Source organism: Consotaella salsifontis (assembly GCF_900167365.1).
Taxonomy (GTDB): Bacteria; Pseudomonadota; Alphaproteobacteria; order Rhizobiales; family Rhizobiaceae; genus Consotaella; species Consotaella salsifontis.
This window is the reverse complement of sequence record NZ_FUXL01000005.1, coordinates 227,649-244,188: the sequence shown is the minus strand read 5'-3', so window position 1 is coordinate 244,188 and position 16,540 is coordinate 227,649. Positions and strand designations below refer to the sequence as shown.

Below are 16,540 nucleotides of genomic sequence, written 5' to 3'. Positions count from 1 at the left end.
TGCGGAACCTGCCGGGCAAGGTTGCAAATTCTTTGCCTTTTTCGGGGCTTGCCGGGGACGGTTTTTTCTTGCAAGCGGCCGACCGAGCCGTTACCTCCCGCCCCGGAAGCGCATGGAACGGACGCCCGACGTCCCCAAATTCGCCCAGCCATTCCGTGCGAGGACAAATTCCGAGGACCTGCGATGACCTACGTCGTGACCGACAACTGCATCCGCTGCAAATACATGGATTGCGTCGAGGTCTGTCCAGTCGACTGCTTCTATGAGGGCGAGAACATGCTCGTCATCAATCCCGACGAGTGCATCGACTGCGGCGTCTGCGAGCCCGAATGCCCCGCCGAGGCGATCAAGCCGGACACCGAGCCGGGGCTCGACTCCTGGCTCCAGCTCAACACGGAATATTCCGCCAAGTGGCCGAATGTGACCATCAAGCGCGACCCGCCGGAAGACGTGAAAGAGCGTGACGGCGAGCCGGGGAAGCTGGAGAAATACTTCTCGCCGGAGCCGGGGCAGGGCGACTGAGGCGCCGTCTCAGGACGCGCCCGGAGCGCGGCGCGCTCATGGCGCATGATCTTTGACGCAGCGGAGCTTCGGCGCGGTCGCGTGCCTCTTCGGGTGCAGCGCGATCCCTCCTGCAGAACCGGCGCGGCTGACGAGGCCTTTGTGCTTATTCTGACGATGCTCGTCCAGAATCTGTGCATATTTGCGTGAAGATGCCTTCCGAGGCGGGGTTCGCCCTCTTACATCGGGGCCGACGGCAAGGGGTGACCACGCTTCTGTTTCGGATCGAGACGCTTCTCGGGCAGGTTGTTGATGCGCCGCCGGCGCATGGCTGAATTGCGGTAGTCCGAAAAAACCTTGATAATTCGCGTTGGTTAGGGTAGCATCACTGCCACAGTCGAGTGAAAAAATCCCCGTTTCCTCCGCCAAAGAGGAATTTCGCTCGAGATTATCCGGAAGGAAGAATCCCGATAGGCTCTCCATCATTGACGGTTCTTGGCTGGGCTAAGTGCCGAGTCCTCGGGTGTGTCTTGCTGGGTGGTCGGGCTCGACTGAAGATCGCCTGCGAGGCGAGTGGCAGGAAGCGGCGCCGTCGGCGCCGCGTGAGTGTCTAGCCGTTTCCGGCAGGACACTTCAAGGGAGTTTTGGAAAGCGTATGAGCAGTCAGAAGAAGGCGCCTCAGCGGCAGGCTTTCAAGACCGGCGAGAGCATTGTGTATCCTGCCCATGGCGTTGGTCAAATCGTTGCGATCGAAGAACAGGAAGTGGCAGGGCTGCGCCTGGAGCTTTTCGTCATCGATTTCGAGAAGGACAAGATGCGCCTCAAGGTCCCGGTCGCCAAAGCCGAGGCCGTTGGCATGCGCAAGCTCTCCGAGACGGATTTCGTTGAGCGCGCGTTGAAGATCGTGCAGGGGCGCGCCCGCGTGAAGAAGACCATGTGGAGCCGCCGCGCTCAGGAATACGACGCCAAGATCAACTCGGGTGATCTGATCTCGATCGCCGAGGTGGTGCGCGACCTTTACCGCGCCGACACGCAACCCGAGCAGTCCTATTCTGAGCGCCAGCTCTATGAGGCCGCTCTTGGCCGCATGGCGCGCGAGCTCGCGGCTGTGAACAGCGTCTCGGAAACGGAGGCCGTGCGTCTCATCGAGACGAACCTCAACAAGGGCCCGAAGCGCACCGGCAAAGCCTCCGGCGACGCTGAAGGCGATGTGGAAGTGGATGAGGCCGGCGAGCAGGAAGAGGCCGCCTGAGAGGCGTCTCGGGATAGCGGCTTGCGCTAGACCCGCAGCTCTTTGAGCCTTGTCATCGACAGGAAGTTTGGACGGCCGTGATGAAAATCGCGGCCGTTCGTTTTTTCAGGCGATGCCGCAAGGAAGTTCTTCGACGAGGGTTCTTCCGAAGAGGCCGGTTCGGGACAAAACTAAGCGCCGGCTCTTGCGGTTGACGCTGCGCTCTGCGAAACAGCGACGTGAACGCGGTAAATGATGCGTTGAATCTGCTGCATTTTTGGGCCCGTCTTGCCCTGTTTTGCATCCGCGCTATTTCCCTCCAAAAAGTTTGACCCTTCGGGAACGTTCCTCCCGGCCGCGCGTTTCAGCGAGGTCGGGCGCTCGGCAATTGCCGTTGGTCTGGCGTTGCATCGGGGCCGCCAGGCCGGACTCGTCTCTGGAGGGAAAGCGATGAAGTCTCAATCCACGCGTCGCACGATGATCAGGGCTGCCATGGCGGCGCCCTATCTTCAACGCGAGGAAGAATACGAACTCGCCGTCAGATGGAAGGAGCAGCACGACCAGGAGGCGCTCCACAGAATCACCGCAGCCCACATGCGCCTTGTTATTTCCATGGCAGCCAAGTTCCGGCATTTCGGGCTGGCCATGAACGATCTCATTCAGGAGGGGCATGTCGGCCTTCTGGAGGCTGCAGCCCGCTTCGAGCCGGAACGCGACGTGCGATTTTCGACCTACGCGACCTGGTGGATCCGCGCCTCGATCCAGGACTACATTCTGCGCAACTGGTCAATCGTGCGCGGTGGCACCTCCTCTGCGCAGAAGGCTCTCTTCTTCAATCTGCGTCGTCTGCGCGCCCGCCTTAGCCAGGGCTCCGAAAGTCTCTCCGGCACCGAGATGTACCGCGAGATCGCGACCGCGCTGAAGGTGTCGGAGGGCGATGTCGCGCTGATGGATTCGCGCCTTTCCGGACCTGACTCATCCCTCAACGCTCCTCTCATCGAGGATGAGTCCGGCAGCGCCGACCGCCAGGATTTCCTCGTCGCCTCGGACCCTCTGCCGGATGAGATGGTCTCCTCGTCCATCGACGACGAGCGGCGGGTTCACTGGCTTCACGATGCGCTGGGCGTTCTGTCGGAGCGCGAGCTGAAGATCATCCGCGAGCGGCGACTTCAGGACGATGGCGCAACGCTTGAGGCTCTCGGCTCCAAGCTCGGCATCTCCAAGGAGCGTGTTCGCCAGATCGAAACGCGGGCACTGGAAAAGCTGCGCACCGCGCTTCTCGAAACCAATCCCGATCGCGCGGCCTATGTAAGCTGAAGCAAGTGACAGGAAGCAGACATGAAAAAGGCCGGCCCCTAGGGCTGGCCTTTTCGTTTATTGGAGGCGGTAGGCTGAGCGGGCGCCCAGGCTCGCTGCCTATTCGGCAACGATCTTGTAAAGCTCCCCGGGGGTGACGTTTTCCTCGGGGCCGAGACCGTTCAGCAGGCGGAAGAGCTCGGCCGAGCGGTCGACGCCCATCATGCGCTGGGCAAGGCTGTCGACGGTGTCGGCTGCTCCCGCCTTGAGCACACGAATGCGCAGCGGCTTCAGGCTCTCTCTCTCCTCGGGCGTCAGCAGGCGGAAGGACTGCGCGACGCTCGCCGCAACGCCGATCAGGCGGTCGGCCTTCGCGGCCGGCAGCGCCGTCAAGAAACGATAGACCTGGCTGCCGACGCGGATCGCCGTCACGTCGAAGACGTAGTTGCCGCCCGCCGCGCGCGCCGAGACCGCCTCCAGATCGCCGACGCGGCGCGGCTGGATGCTGGTGGGATCGAGCCCGCCGATCCAGCCGCTCTTGAGATAGTCCGAGAGGCTGGTGGAGCGGGGCACGGAAACACCGTCGAAGCGGATAGCCGTGTCGTCCGGTCCGGTGGCGAGCACGGCTTCCGCCGTGTTGTCGATGACGAAACCGTTCGGCACCTCGAAGGTGATGCCGAGGCCCGGATGATAGAAGCGCGAGCCGCGCACATAGCCTTCCGCCGCCGAATCGCCGAACAGCATGCCGTCAATCCCCATGAGGAAACGGTCGCGGTCCTTGCGGCCAATGCCTTCCGGGCCGATGGCGCGCGCGTGCTGCTTGGCGAGTTCGATGCGCTGTGGCGTCGCCGGGTGCGTGGCGAGGAAGTCGAGATTCGGATTGTCGGCCTGGAAAGCGTTCCTCAGCTTCGAATAGGCATCCATCGCTTCCAGGAAGCGCGAAGAGGCGTAGGGATCGTAGCCGGCGCGTCCGATCTGCCGGATGCCGAGGGCATCGGCCTGAAGCTCCTGCTGGCGCGAGAAGCTGGCGAGGTTGAGCTGGCCGCGGGCGAGGGCAGCGCGCCCCGCAGCATCGCTCGACAGCACCTCGGCGACGACGCGCCCGGCGAGCTCGGCCGCCGCCTCGCGCTGCTGGCGTTCGATGCCGTGATTGGCGGTGACGTGGCCCATCTCATGGGCGAGCACCGCCGCGACCTCGGCGGAATCGGAGGCGAGCGCCAGAAGGCCGCGCGTCACGTAGAGATAACCGCCCGGCAGGGCGAAGGCGTTGACGTTCGGCGAATTGAGGACGGTGATGGAATAGACGCGCTTCGGGTCGTCGCTCACCGCGTTGAGCCTGCCGACGATGCCGGCGAGCGCCTGCTCCAGTTTCGCATCGGTATAGGCGCCACCGTAGGCGGCGAGGATCTTCGGATGCTGAGAGCGGCCGATCGAGGATTGCGGATCGCCCGACTGGGCCGATTCGAAGGTGATGGGGTCGCGCGGCGCCACTTCGGGCACGGCGCTGGGCGCCGCCGAGCGCTCCAGCGACGCCTGGTCCAGCGCGTCCTGAACCGTCGAGCAGGAGGCAAACACAAGGGCGAGCAACGGCAGCGTGCTTGCGACAATGCGTCTAAGCCCGGTCAAGCCCAATGCGTTCAAGCGATTCTCCTTCACGACCGGCGCTCGATTCGCCGTTCGGCCTCTGTCTTCGGCCCCTGTCTAGCCGAGGCAGCGCTCGCTGGAGAAGTGAATTGAGGACACACTCCGGCGGTGGATGGTCGACCTGGGCGATGATTGCCCTTGCCGCCGCCGGCTTGCCCCAGGCGATGGTTCCAGCGCGACGACGCGCTAGTCTTCAAATTCGCCGGAATTGCGTCGTCAAGAGGGCCGGGTCGCCTGCCCAAGATAATCTGCGACGCCGGGTGTCTCATTACCGTCCAGCACGCTCTCAGTCGGCCCGAGGGTCGCGATCCGCCCGCGCTCCAGGAACGCGACACAATCGGCGAAGCCACGGGCGTCCTCCGGCTGGTGCGTCACCATCAGGATGGTGATCGGCCGTTCCGCCCGCCTGCGGCGCTCGTCCAGCAGCGCCAGCATCTCGCGCCTCAAAGCCGGCCCGAGCGCAGCAAAAGGCTCGTCGAGCAAGATGAGCGGGCGGTCCCGGACGAAAGCGCGGGCGAGCGCGACGCGCTGGCGCTCGCCGCCTGACATCTCGGCGGGGCGGCGGTCGTCGAAGCCGGCGAGCCCGACCTCGGCGAGAGCCTGGGAGGCCCGGGCGCGGGTTTCCCGCGACAGGCTGAGGCGTGGCGCAAGCCCGAGACCGACATTTTCCGCCGCCGTCAGATGGGCGAAGAGGTTGTTTTCTTGAAAGACGAAGCTCACCGGCCGCTCGGCCGGGGCGATGCCCGCCATGTCGGCGCCATCGATGACAATCCGTCCGGCGTCGGGCGCCAGAAACCCGGCGACGAGGTCGAGCAGGGTCGATTTGCCGGCGCCGGAGGGGCCGATGACGGCGAGCCATTCGCCTGCCGTAACGGCAAGGTCGAAATGCATCGTCATGCCCTCATAGGCGTAGTCGACGCCTTCCAATCTGAGCGCGGTCGTCTCGTTTCCGCCGGTGCTCGTCACGGGCGCCCGTCCTTTCCGGACGCGGCGTCGACGCCGCGCTCGGCGATCATCATCAGCGCGAGGCATAGCGCGCCGAGGAGCAAGGCCAGTCCCGCCGCGTCGGCGGTGCGGTAGCTGCCCATGCGCTGGAGAAGAAGGAAGGGCAGGGTCATGAAATCCTGGTTGCCGTAAAGCGCGACCGCGCCGAGGTCGCCAAGCGAGAAGGCGCCGGCGAAGGCCAGCGAAAGCGCGAGGGGCCGCCGCAGCGCCGGCCATTCCACATGGCGCAGGCGCGCCAGCCCGTAAAGGCCGATGCTCTGCGCGAGCCTGTCATGGCGGGCGGCCGAGGCCGCGAGCGCCGGCGACAGGATGCGCACGATGAAGGGCATCGCCATCACGGCGTTGGTGGCGACGACGATGAACGGCGCGGCGGAAAAGACGTCGGTGATCCGGCGCAGCAGGAGGAACCAGCCGGCGCCCACCACCACCGCCGGAACCACCATGGTGAGGCTTCCCGACAGTTCGAACGTGGTTGCAAGCAGGCGGCGCTCCCGGTTGGGCTGACCGCGTTTCCCCACGCTCGCGCTCAAGACGCTCTGGCGGGCAAGCAGGAGGAAGAGCGAGAGCGCGAGGCTGAGCATCGCCGCCGCGCCGGCGACGAGCGCGCTGGTCAGGGCCGCTTGCTGCACCGCCCGTTCCATGGCGAGACGCGCGAGATCGGCCTTCAGACCGTCGATGAGGACGGCCGCCAGGGGCGACAGCACGAAGAGAACGCCGAGTGCGACGACGGCGAGGCTGGCTCCATGCATAAGGGGCGAGGGGCGGTCGTGGCGTGTCGCGGCACGGCCGAGGGAGAAGCCGCCGGCTTCCCGCCCGCCGAAGCGCAGCATGGCGAGAAGAACGAGGCCGGTGAGGACAAGCTGTATCAGCGCCACCGCCACCGCGCGCGCCGGATCGAAATCATAGCGCAGTGCCTGATAGATCGCGACCTCCAGCGTCGTCGCGCCGGGGCCGCCGCCCAGCGTCAGCACTAGGGTGAAAGAGGTCACGCACAGCATGAACACGAGGCTCGCTGCGCCCGGAATCGCCTTGCGGATCGCCGGCCATTCGACGACGCGAAACGTCGTGACCGGACCCAGCGAAAGCTGCCCGGCAAGCTTCCAGCTTTCGGCCGGCACCTCGTCCAGCGCCGAGACCATCAGGCGCGCGGCGAGCGGCATGTTGAAGAAGACATGGGCGATGAGGATGCCCGGCAGGCCGTAGATGTCGAGTGGCGGCAGGCCGAGCGCCGCGCCGGCTTGCGAAACCACGCCGGCGCGCCCCCAGACGGAGAGGATGGCGAGCGCCCCGACGAGCACGGGAAGCGCCTGGGGCAGAAGAAAGAGCCGCAGCACCATGCCGCGCCCGAAGAAGCGCGTGCGGTGGAGGGCGAGCGCCAGCGGCAGGCCGGCGCCCAGCGAGAGCAGCGTCGAGAGCGCCGCCTGCTCCAGCGTGAACAGCGCGACGCGGCGGAGATACGCATCGCCGAGGAGGTTGGCGAAGGACAGCGCCGTCCCCGCTTGAAACACCAGCGCGGCAAGCGCCCCGCCGAGAAACAGCGCCAGGAAGAGCAGCGCCGCCAGCCCCAGGGCGAGGCGCGCCGCCCTGTCGCCCGATCGCGTCATCGCGCTGAACCGGTGCCGCTCACCGTCCCAGCGCCTCGAGCCATTCGTCGGTCCAGGCGCGGCGGTTCTTGGCCACCGTCTCGGGATCGAGGAAGAGGGTCTTTTCGGGCTTCACCAGCTGGTCGAAGGCCGCCGGCAGCGGCGAGGCGGTCTTGGCGGCGGGCATCATCCAGTTGGTGGTGGGCAAAATGTCCTGCGCCTCGGGCGAGATCAGGAAGGCGAGGAAGCGCTGGGCGAGATCGCCATGGGCCGAGCCGGCGAGCCGCCCCGCCACCTCCACCTGAACATAGTGCCCCTCGGGAAAGGCGATCGCCTTGTAGCGGTCGCTCTTCTCCTCGATCAGATGATAGGCGGGCGAGGTGGTGTAGCTGAGGACCATCGGAACCTCGCCCTTGGTGAGGAGGCCATAGGCCTCGCTCCAGCCGGGCGTCACCGTCAGGATGGATTTCGACAAGTCCTTCCACTTTTGCGCGGCATCGTCGCCATAGAGCGCCTTCATCCAAAGCAGCATGCCGAGGCCGGGGGTCGAGGTACGCGGGTCCTCGATGGCGATCTTCTGCGACCCGTCGCCGGAAATCAGCGCGTCGAGGCTGGCCGGCGGGTTCTTCAACTGCTCGCTGTCGTAGACGACGGCGAACCAGCCGTAATCGTAGGGCACGAACACATCGTCGGAAAAGCCGCCCGGCACCGTGACCGGCGCGGTGTCGACGCCGCTCGGCGCGAAAAGGCCGGTCGCCTTCGCCTCGGAGACGAGATTCGTGTCGAGGCCGACCACGACGTCCGCCTTGGTGGTGTCGCCCTCGAGCTTCAGGCGGTTGAGGATGGCGACGCCATCCTCCAGCCCGACGAAATCCAGGGTGCAGCCGCAGTCCCTCTCGAAGTCCTTCTTGATCTGAGGCCCAGGACCCCAATCGGCGACGAAGCTCTCATAGGTGTAGACGGTCAGCGTGGGCTTGGTCTCGGCCGCCGTGGCCGGCCCGACCAAAGCGGTCGCGGCTGCCCCGAGGGCGAGGGAGGAAAGGAACATCGAGCGCATCGGCGCCTCCTTCTTGCTGTCGTTGATCGGAAGGGGCGCATCTCGCTTCTATCGAGCGGAAACTCTCCATCCCTCCGCCGGCATGACCCGGATCAGGTTCAGCGGGTTGGCGGCGCGGCCGCCTCTCAGCCCCAATGGGCACCCCGTGTGAGCAGGTCTGACTTATGTCGAAGGGCGGGGGAGAGCAAGTCCCGGCAAGGAGCACATTGCGCCGAAACAAGAGAGGCGCTAACCAGCGGTCTCATGAGCCACTTCGCCATTCTTCTCGCGGGTCCCGTCTGGCCCACCGGGGCGCTGCGCGCCGAGCTTTCCGGCGCCCGCGTCATCGCGGCCGACGCAGGGATCGCCCATGCCGAGGCCCTTGGCCTCGCGCCCGAGCTTTGGGTCGGCGATTTCGATTCGGCCGACGTCAAGGCGTCCGCCCGCTTTGGCGGGATCGAGCGCCTGCCCTATCCGCGCGACAAGGCGTTCAGCGACGGCGAACTGGCGGTGGAGGCGGCGGTGGCGCGCGGCGCCAAGTCGCTGACGCTGGTCGGCGGCCTCGGCGGCCCGCGCTCCGACCACGCCTTCATGAACTACCTGCTGGCGCTGCGCTACGGCGCGCGCGGGATTTCCGTCAGGCTGGCGAGCGGCCTTGAGGAAGCGTGGCCGATGACCGACACGGCCCGCCGCTTCGACCTCACGGCCGGCACGACCTTTTCCATCCTGCCGTTTTCCGACCTTTCCGGGCTGACGGTGGCGGGCGCCAAATGGCCGCTCGACAAGGTCGAGCTGCCCTTCCACTCGGTGCTGACGCTCTCCAACGAGGCGCTCGGCATGATCGAGGTCACGATCCAGCGCGGGCGGATGATCCTGCTCGCCCAATGCGCCGCCGCCGGCAAGGCGCCGGGGCGCTGACCGATCGACTTCAACGCGCCTCGCCGCCCGCGCGAAGGGGTTGGCGCGGCGAAAGCTTTTCGATTATGGTGCGCGCCGAGTGGTCCCGTAGCTCAGTCGGATAGAGCATCAGATTCCTAATCTGAGGGTCGCGCGTTCGAGTCGCGCCGGGATCACCAGCTTCCCGATGTCTTAGATTAAGGTTTCTGGACTTCTTGTCGCACTGCTTTCAAAGGCAATGTCCTTGATTCCCAGAATATCCCTGCGACATTTGGCAGGTTTATCCGACCTAAGAGGCATTTCCCATGGCGATACGAGAAGGCGACCTCATTATTCCTGCGTTGAGGCTTCTTGCTGCGACGCGAGACGGCTTTATGACTACGACCGATCTGATCGAAGCATTAGAGGCGCACTTTCAGCCGGCAGGCATTGATGCGCAGCTCTTGTCGGGCCGCGGAGATACTCACTTCAGCCAAAAAGTCAGAAATCTCGTCTCGCATCGCGGAAGCCGCACCGGCCTTCAGACGCGTGGCCTAGCCGAATACGTCAAAGAGCGGGAGGGCTGGCAAATAACTGATGATGGTCGAACTTTCATCGAGGCGGCCGACGACATCAGCTAGCGAATTTCGTAGTCTCCGGCTCTCTCAAGACTACGCCGGCACGGCGGAACCCACATAAGGCTTGGCTGTGCCAGTTCGTCTTTTTCCCAAACGAACCAAGCATAGCCAGTTGCCGTCGATGCCTTGGGGTCAACTCTGCCTTTCACCATTGCTACACGCTCGGTGAATTGGGCAAACTTCGACGGCGGACGCAACCTAAAGATATTTTCGTAACGACCGACGCTTTCTAAAAAAACTGTACGGGCTAAGATTGCGACCCCACGTCGTGCGACGACAAGCGCGCGGTCTACGAACTCTTCTGCAAGACGAAAAGGCGGGTTCGTTATTACCCAATCATGCGACAGAGCTGCGAACGGATATTCTAGAAAGTCACGGACAGATCCAAAGCCATATGGAAGAGCGTCTGAAGACTCGACTTGTCTGAAGTACTCGAAAAGCGGCAGGCTCATATAACCGCGTCCACACGCCGGCTCCAGACAGGACAGGCCACGGACTTTTTCCTTGCCAATCACGTGCTCAAGCAGCGCTCTGGTTGCCCACGGTGGCGTGGGGAAATCGTCGGCACTATCACGAGGCTCGTGCCGCTGAGCCATTACGGCGTGAGAAATATTCTGTGCCATGGAAACCCCCGGTTCGCCCGAGTGGTACCACGAGAGAGGCAATGGAAGAATCCCTCTTCTGAATCCATGTCGGCATCGCTCCAGCTATGTTAGTAATTATTGCGATAGACCGGCGACCGTTGATTGTGCGTGCTGCGCATAAGGATTCATCAACGGACTTCGACAACAGCGGCTATCCCACCGTTCGGGCGGCTCTTCGCTCCCTCATCGTGTCCCCCTCAACTCCGCCTGATCCTCTCCAGCGGGACAGCACGATTTCGGTTGGCGAGTTTGGAGCCGATGTCGTGGTGCGGGGCGGCCCAGCGGGCGGCGTTGGCCAGCACCCGGCGCACCTGCGGGTTGTTATAGATCGGGAACGTCTCGTGGCCGGGGCTGAAATAGAAGATGCGCCCACGCCCGCGCTGATAGCAGCAGCCGCTGCGGAACACCTCGCCGCCCTCGAACCAGCTGACGAAGACGAGATGATCGGGCGGCGGGACGTCGAAGGCCTCGCTGTACATTTCCGACTGCGCGACGTCGATGAATTCGCCGACATCCTCGGCGATCGGATGCGCCGGGTCGACGATCCAGATGCGTTCGCGCTCGCCGCCGTCATGGACACGCCAGGTCAGGGTGCAGCTCGTGCCCATCAGCCGCTTGAACGGCTTGGAATAGTGCCCGGAATGCAGCACCACCAGCCCCATGCCATCGAGAACGCGCGCCTGGATGCGGTCCACCAGGGGGTCGGGAACCTGGTCGTGGAGGACGTGGCCCCACCAGAAGAGGACGTCTGTCTCCGCCAAAACGCCGTCCGGCAAGCCGTGATCCGGATCGAAGAACGTGGCCGTGCGGACCTCGACGCCGGGACCTGCAACAGCTTCGGCGATGGCCCCATGAATGCCGTCCGGATAGATCCCGCGCACCTGCTCCTGGTCCCTCTCGTGGGCACCCTCGTTCCAGATCGTCACGCGGATCGGCCTGATCTCTCCGGTGTGGTTCATCCCTCATCTCCGCCTCTTCAATCGCGAGGGGGGATGGTAGGGCTCTCGCCATTGCCGAAAAGGAAAGAGCGGGAAGAAGGTGCCGCTGCGGCTCGCGAATTAACGCGGCGCGCCGTGAAGCTTGCCGGCAGGGCGTTATGTAGGCCCGACGACCTCAAGCCCCGTTCAGCCTGGAGATCCCCATGAAGATCAAAAGCCAAGACTATCGCGCGCCCGAGGGAAAGTCGGTCGATCTTTCCCAATGGGCGACACGGGTCGACCCGGTGGCCGACTCGAAGGACGACTACAAGAAGGCGCTGGAGAAATATGTCGACCGCATCTCCGACCAGCAGGAGCGGCTCTACGCTTCCGGGCGCCATTCGCTGCTTTTGATCTTCCAGGCCATGGACGCGGCCGGCAAGGACGGAACCATCGAGCACGTGATGTCGGGCATCAATCCGCAGGGGTGCAAGGTCGTCTCGTTCAAGCAGCCGAGCACGAACGAGCTCGCCCACGACTTCCTCTGGCGCACCAACTGCAATTTGCCTGAGCGCGGGCGGATCGGCATCTTCAACCGGTCCTATTACGAGGAGGTGCTGGTGGTGAGGGTCCACCCGCAGCTTCTGCTCAACGAGGGCATCCCCGATCTGCCGGCGGGCGAGAAGATTTGGCAGCACCGCTATGAATCGATCAACGATCTCGAGAAGCACCTCCACCGCAACGGCACCCGGATCGTGAAGTTCTTCCTGCATCTTTCCAAGGACGAGCAGCGCAACCGCTTTCTCGCCCGGATCGACGAGCCGGAGAAGAACTGGAAGTTCTCGGCGGCCGATCTGGAGGAGCGCAAATATTGGGACGACTACCAGAAGGCCTATGCCGAGTGCATCTCGGCGACGACGACAAATCACGCGCCCTGGTACATCATTCCCGCCGACGACAAGGAAACCGCCCGCCTGCTCGTCTCAGATGCGGTCGCCGAAACCATGGAAGACCTTCACCTCAAGTTCCCAGAGGTGACGAGCCAGCGGCGCGAGGAGCTTCTGGTGCTTCGCAAGCAACTGGCCGACTGATCGGTTGTGGGGCGTAGAGGAGATGCTCCGCACGTCGCGATCGGATCGGCTTTCGCACGGGCGTCCGCATCGCTCTTTCGGCTTGCGACCGATGCCATACTAGAATAGTACTGCCATTGACGGCCGGGCCGGCTCCGGGGTGAACCGGACGGCACGGCAGAGGTTGGCGGCCTCGGATGCAAGACGACAAGCGGGCAGCCAGAGGCTCGCCCGCTCATGTCGCAATCTCGCGGGACCGTGCCGACCTGAAACGCGACCCTCTTCATCTCCTTTCAAAGGAACCATGCTGCGATGGCGAGACTCTCCCTTAAGACCCTCGGCGAGGCCGCAAAGACCGCCCAGGTGCCCGCCTATGACCCGACAACGGTGAAGACCGGCATTCTTCATCTCGGCGTCGGCGCCTTCCACCGGGCGCATCAGGCCGTTTTCATGGACGACCTTCTGGCGAAGGACCCGAGATGGGGCATCGCGGGCGCGCAGGTCATCAACAACACCCAGCTTCGCGATGCTCTCGCGCCCCAGGACTTCCTTTACACGGTCGGCCTTCGCTCGGGCGACGAGGCCAAGCTCAGGGTCGTGGGGTCGCTGCGCTCGCTCGTGGTGCCGGATGGCTCCGATGCGCTGATCGAGAAGATGTGTGATCCCACCATCCGCATCGTCTCCATCACCGTCACCGAGAAGGGCTATTGCTACGATCCGGCGACGGGCGACCTTGCCATGAACCATCCGGGCATCGCGGCCGATCTCGCCAATCCGCACCAGCCGACGACGCTGCCGGGCTTCATCACCGAGGCGCTGCGCCGCCGCCGCGCCGCCGGCACGGCGCCGTTCACCGTGCTTTCCTGCGACAATCTCCCGTCCAACGGCATCACCACACGCAAGGTGGTGACGCAGTTCGCCGAGAGCGTCGACAAGGACCTCGCCAAGTTCATCGCCGCGGAGGTCGCGTTCCCCGGCACCATGGTTGACCGCATCGTTCCGGCCACGACCGAGCAGGACATCGCGGCGGTCTCCGCCCAGCTCGGCCTGGAAGATGCCTGGCCGGTCGTCACCGAGCCCTTCATCCAGTGGGTCATCGAGGACCATTTCACCAACGGCCGCCCGGACTACGAGTCGCTCGGCGCCGAGATGGTCAAGGATGTCGAGCCCTATGAGCGCATGAAGCACCGCATGCTCAACGGCTCCCATTCGATGATCGCCTATCTCGGCTATCTCGCCGGCTACGAGACGGTGGCCGAGACCATGGCCGACCGGGCGTTCGAGAAGCTCATCTTCGACTTTATGACGGAAGAACTCGCTCCGACGCTGCACGTGCCGGGCGTCGATCTCGGCGGCTACCGCGACGCGCTCATCGCCCGCTTCAAGAACACGGCGCTGAAGCACCGGACCTGGCAGATTGCCATGGACGGCTCGCAGAAGCTGCCGCAGCGCATGCTGGGCGCGCTGCGCGATCGTTTGGAGAGCGGGGAATCGTTCGACCGCCTCGCCCTCGGCATCGCCGCCTGGATGCGCTACGTCACCGGGCGTGACGAGCACGAGGCGGCGATCGACGTTCGCGATCCGCTGGCGGACCGGCTGAAGAAGATCGCCGACGAGACCGGGCGCCACGCCGGCGCGCTGACGCGGGCCTATCTCTCGGTCGAGGAAGTGTTCGGCCACGATCTCGGCCAGAATCCGGCCGTGGCGAGTGCCGTCGAGGCCGCGCTGACGAAGCTTCTCGATCAGGGCGCCGCCGCGACCGTGAAGACCTACATCTGACCGGCGTCACCAACGCCTGACACCACGCGGCGGCAAAATCCGACGGCTGATGAGCCACGTCGAGGTTTTGCCGCCGTGCCGCATCGCCCTTGTGCAAGTCCGATTCGTCCTGCTAAGTCCTCTTTCTTCCCTCGATGAGTGGAGCCGGAGTCAGAGTGCCGGTCGAAGATGGGGCGGTGGCCGCGCGAGTTCGCTCGCCCGGTGGCCGACAACGGCAGGTGGTGCGTCGTGACGGCAGGCGGAGAATCGAAGGAAGAACGCAGCGAGCCGCAACCGGGCTCGGTGCCCGAGAGCGACCGGTTCGCGGTCTTCCGCAACAAGCGTTTCCTTCTCTACTGGCTGTCGCGGCTTCTGTCGTCGCTGGCCATCCAGATCGTGGTGGTCGCCGTCGGCTGGCAGATCTACGACCTGACGCGCGATCCCCTCGACCTTGGCCTCATCGGGCTTTGCCAGTTCCTTCCGGCGCTTCTGCTGGTTCTGGTGACGGGGACGGTGGCGGACCACTATCCGCGACGCATCATCATGGGCTGCGCGATCCTAGTTGAGGCCATGGGAGCCACCGCGCTGCTGACGCTCACATGGCATGGCCTCGTTTCGCCGGTGCCGGTGTTCGCCATCCTCATCGCCTTCGGCATCGCGCGCGCCTTCTTCGGGCCGGCGCAGCAGTCCCTGGTGGTCAACCTGGTGACGCGCGAGGAGCTGGCGAACGCCATCGCCTGGAACTCCTCGTCCTGGCAGGCGGCGAGCATTATCGGCCCGGTGATCGGTGGCCTGCTCTACGGCGTGGGCGCCAACGTGCCCTATGCCGTCGCCGTCATCTTCTTCCTCCTCGCGGCCGTTTTCGTCTTCTCGATCCATGCCCCCGCCCAGCGAGTGGTGACGAACGAAGGCAAGAGCATGTCCACGGTGATCGCCGGCTTCCGCTATGTGTGGACGGAGAAGGTCGTGCTTGGCGCCATTTCGCTCGACCTGTTTGCGGTGCTTCTCGGCGGCGCGGTCGCCTTGATGCCGGTCTATGCGCGCGACATCCTCCATGTTGGGCCGTGGGGGCTCGGGCTCTTGCGCGCCGCGCCCTCCTTCGGCGCGATCGGCATGGCGCTTTGGCTCGCCGCCCACCCCGTCAAGGATCATGCGGGACGGATCATGTTCGTCTTCGTCGCCCTGTTCGGCTTCTTCACCGTTGTCTTTGGGTTGTCTCAATGGGTCTGGCTGTCCATCGTGGCGCTGGCGACGATGGGCGCGTGCGACATGATCAGCGTCTATGTGCGCGAAACCCTGATGCAGCTCTGGACGCCGGACCATGTGCGCGGGCGCGTCAACGCCGTGAACCAGGTGTTCATCGGCGCGTCCAACGAGCTTGGCGAGTTTCGCGCGGGCGTGATGGCGTTCTGGATCGGCGCCGTGCCAGCGGTGGTGCTCGGCGGCTTCGCGACGATCGCCGTCGCCGGAATCTGGTCGGCGCTGTTCCCGGAGCTGCGCAAGGCGCGCCATCTCGCCGGCCGGGTTTGAGGGAAGAGGGCGCGGCCGAGTCCGGCGTCAGCTCTTGGCCGGCTCGCCAAAGATGTGCGCGAGAAAATCCTCGAGCCAGCGGCGCACCGGCGCGTCGTAGATCGCGCGCCCGTCGAAGTGCTGGCGGCGCTTCTGAGCGCCCGGAAGCAGCGTGCGCTCGTGGCCGCGCGTCGTCCAGCGGTGAAGCATGGCGAGGGTAAGCTCGGCGTGAAACTGAACGCCGAAGGCCGTCTCGCCATATTGGAACGCCTGGTTGGGAAAGCGATCGCCGGTGGCGAGCAGCGAGGCGCCAGACGGCAGATCGAACCCCTCACGGTGCCACTGATAGACCATGGACGGCCAATGAGGCATGAGCCGGCGGCCTTCCGTCGTGGTGGACAGGGGATAATATCCGATCTCCACCATATCGTCCGAACGCGGCCCGACCTCCGCTCCGAGATGCTTGGCCAGCATTTGGGCGCCAAGACAAATGCCGAGATAGGGGCGCTTTTCCTCCAGCGGCACCTTGAGCCATTCGATCTCCTGGCGAAGATAAGGCTCGTCGTCGTTGGCGCTGGGCGGTCCGCCGAAGATGATGGCGCCGCGATGATTCTCCAGCGTTTCGGGGAGAGCGTCGCCCATCACCGGCCGGCGAATGTCCAGGGCAACGCCATGGGACTGAAGGATCTGGCCGACGCGGCCGGTCGTCGACATCTCCTGGTGCAGGACCGCCAGGATCGGCCGGGGGTCGGAAGCGCCACCCAGCACGAAACGGCGCTCGGCCGCTTCGTCCAATGTCTCTTGAGCGCTCTTTCCGGCCGTTTCCGCCATT

The 16,540-nt window shown here is 64.8% G+C and carries 16 protein-coding genes, 1 tRNA gene and 1 riboswitch; of the genes, 9 read left to right on the top strand and 8 right to left on the bottom strand.

What is annotated here, in order from left to right:
* Positions 1-183 precede the first annotated feature (183 nt).
* Positions 184-522, top strand: coding sequence for a ferredoxin FdxA (fdxA, locus tag B5D38_RS09275; protein ID WP_078708123.1), 339 nt, complete (start codon positions 184-186; stop codon positions 520-522).
* A 36-nt stretch (positions 523-558) separates the two neighbouring features.
* On the opposite strand, the gene B5D38_RS22010 is transcribed toward fdxA, so the two are convergent.
* Positions 559-987, bottom strand: a complete 429-nt coding sequence (locus B5D38_RS22010) for a hypothetical protein (protein ID WP_131829889.1) — start codon at positions 985-987, stop codon at positions 559-561.
* 169 nt (positions 988-1,156) lie between these two features.
* On the opposite strand from B5D38_RS22010, the gene B5D38_RS09270 reads away from it, so the two are divergent.
* Both B5D38_RS09270 and B5D38_RS09265 read left to right on the top strand, forming a co-directional pair.
* Positions 1,157-1,753 carry a CarD family transcriptional regulator gene (locus B5D38_RS09270; protein WP_078708122.1) on the top strand — a complete coding sequence of 199 codons (597 nt, stop codon included), beginning with the start codon at positions 1,157-1,159 and terminating at the stop codon, positions 1,751-1,753.
* 429 nt (positions 1,754-2,182) lie between these two features.
* The gene (locus B5D38_RS09265; RefSeq protein WP_078708121.1) at positions 2,183-3,049 is read left to right on the top strand and encodes an RNA polymerase factor sigma-32; all 867 of its coding nucleotides are present in this window, start codon (positions 2,183-2,185) and stop codon (positions 3,047-3,049) included.
* A gap of 99 nt (positions 3,050-3,148) precedes the next feature.
* Here the strand turns inward: B5D38_RS09265 and B5D38_RS09260 are convergent, their stop codons facing one another.
* The 4 genes from B5D38_RS09260 to thiB form a co-directional block, all read right to left on the bottom strand.
* Complete coding sequence (locus B5D38_RS09260) at positions 3,149-4,669, bottom strand: M48 family metalloprotease (RefSeq protein WP_245318972.1); 1,521 nt, start codon at positions 4,667-4,669, stop codon at positions 3,149-3,151.
* 219 nt (positions 4,670-4,888) lie between these two features.
* Positions 4,889-5,638: a thiamine ABC transporter ATP-binding protein gene (gene thiQ, locus B5D38_RS09255; protein ID WP_245318971.1), complete on the bottom strand. Its 750-nt coding sequence runs from the start codon at positions 5,636-5,638 to the stop codon at positions 4,889-4,891.
* Positions 5,635-7,281, bottom strand: coding sequence for a thiamine/thiamine pyrophosphate ABC transporter permease (gene thiP, locus B5D38_RS09250; protein WP_078708119.1), 1,647 nt, complete (start codon positions 7,279-7,281; stop codon positions 5,635-5,637). Before thiP ends, thiQ begins: the two co-directional genes overlap by 4 nt.
* 19 nt (positions 7,282-7,300) lie before the next feature.
* The gene (gene thiB, locus B5D38_RS09245; RefSeq protein ID WP_425349323.1) at positions 7,301-8,308 is read right to left on the bottom strand and encodes a thiamine ABC transporter substrate binding subunit; all 1,008 of its coding nucleotides are present in this window, start codon (positions 8,306-8,308) and stop codon (positions 7,301-7,303) included.
* Positions 8,309-8,369: 61 nt separating this feature from the next.
* Positions 8,370-8,474, bottom strand: a riboswitch (TPP riboswitch).
* An 86-nt stretch (positions 8,475-8,560) separates the two neighbouring features.
* Here thiB and B5D38_RS09240 point away from each other — a divergent pair.
* The 3 genes from B5D38_RS09240 (at position 8,561) to B5D38_RS09230 (ending at position 9,813) form a co-directional block, all read left to right on the top strand.
* Positions 8,561-9,214, top strand: coding sequence for a thiamine diphosphokinase (locus tag B5D38_RS09240; RefSeq protein ID WP_078708117.1), 654 nt, complete (start codon positions 8,561-8,563; stop codon positions 9,212-9,214).
* Between the two features lie 81 nt (positions 9,215-9,295).
* Positions 9,296-9,372 (top strand) — tRNA-Arg (locus tag B5D38_RS09235).
* Positions 9,373-9,498: 126 nt separating this feature from the next.
* Positions 9,499-9,813, top strand: a complete 315-nt coding sequence (locus B5D38_RS09230; protein WP_078708116.1) for a hypothetical protein — start codon at positions 9,499-9,501, stop codon at positions 9,811-9,813.
* Here B5D38_RS09230 and B5D38_RS09225 read toward each other — a convergent pair.
* Together B5D38_RS09225 and B5D38_RS09220 are read right to left on the bottom strand one after the other, a co-directional pair.
* Positions 9,810-10,433, bottom strand: a complete 624-nt coding sequence (locus tag B5D38_RS09225; protein WP_078708244.1) for an SAM-dependent methyltransferase — start codon at positions 10,431-10,433, stop codon at positions 9,810-9,812. The two genes, B5D38_RS09230 and B5D38_RS09225, sit on opposite strands and share 4 nt — an antisense overlap.
* Before the next feature lie 218 nt (positions 10,434-10,651).
* A complete protein-coding gene (locus B5D38_RS09220) occupies positions 10,652-11,413 on the bottom strand; it encodes a ThuA domain-containing protein (RefSeq protein ID WP_078708115.1) in 762 nt (253 codons plus the stop codon).
* Between the two features lie 182 nt (positions 11,414-11,595).
* Between B5D38_RS09220 and B5D38_RS09215 the strand changes: the two genes are divergently transcribed.
* The 3 genes from B5D38_RS09215 to B5D38_RS09205 all read left to right on the top strand — a co-directional run bounded on the left by B5D38_RS09215 (position 11,596) and on the right by B5D38_RS09205 (position 15,729).
* Positions 11,596-12,462, top strand: a complete 867-nt coding sequence (locus tag B5D38_RS09215; RefSeq protein ID WP_078708114.1) for an ADP-polyphosphate phosphotransferase — start codon at positions 11,596-11,598, stop codon at positions 12,460-12,462.
* Between the two features lie 291 nt (positions 12,463-12,753).
* Complete coding sequence (locus tag B5D38_RS09210) at positions 12,754-14,220, top strand: mannitol dehydrogenase family protein (RefSeq protein ID WP_078708113.1); 1,467 nt, start codon at positions 12,754-12,756, stop codon at positions 14,218-14,220.
* Positions 14,221-14,502: 282 nt separating this feature from the next.
* The gene (locus B5D38_RS09205) at positions 14,503-15,729 is read left to right on the top strand and encodes an MFS transporter (RefSeq protein WP_245319033.1); all 1,227 of its coding nucleotides are present in this window, start codon (positions 14,503-14,505) and stop codon (positions 15,727-15,729) included.
* 27 nt (positions 15,730-15,756) lie between these two features.
* Here the strand turns inward: B5D38_RS09205 and B5D38_RS09200 are convergent, their stop codons facing one another.
* Positions 15,757-16,539 (bottom strand): glutamine amidotransferase, encoded by a 783-nt coding sequence (locus B5D38_RS09200; RefSeq protein WP_078708111.1) that lies wholly within the window; start codon positions 16,537-16,539, stop codon positions 15,757-15,759.
* Position 16,540 lies beyond the last annotated feature (1 nt).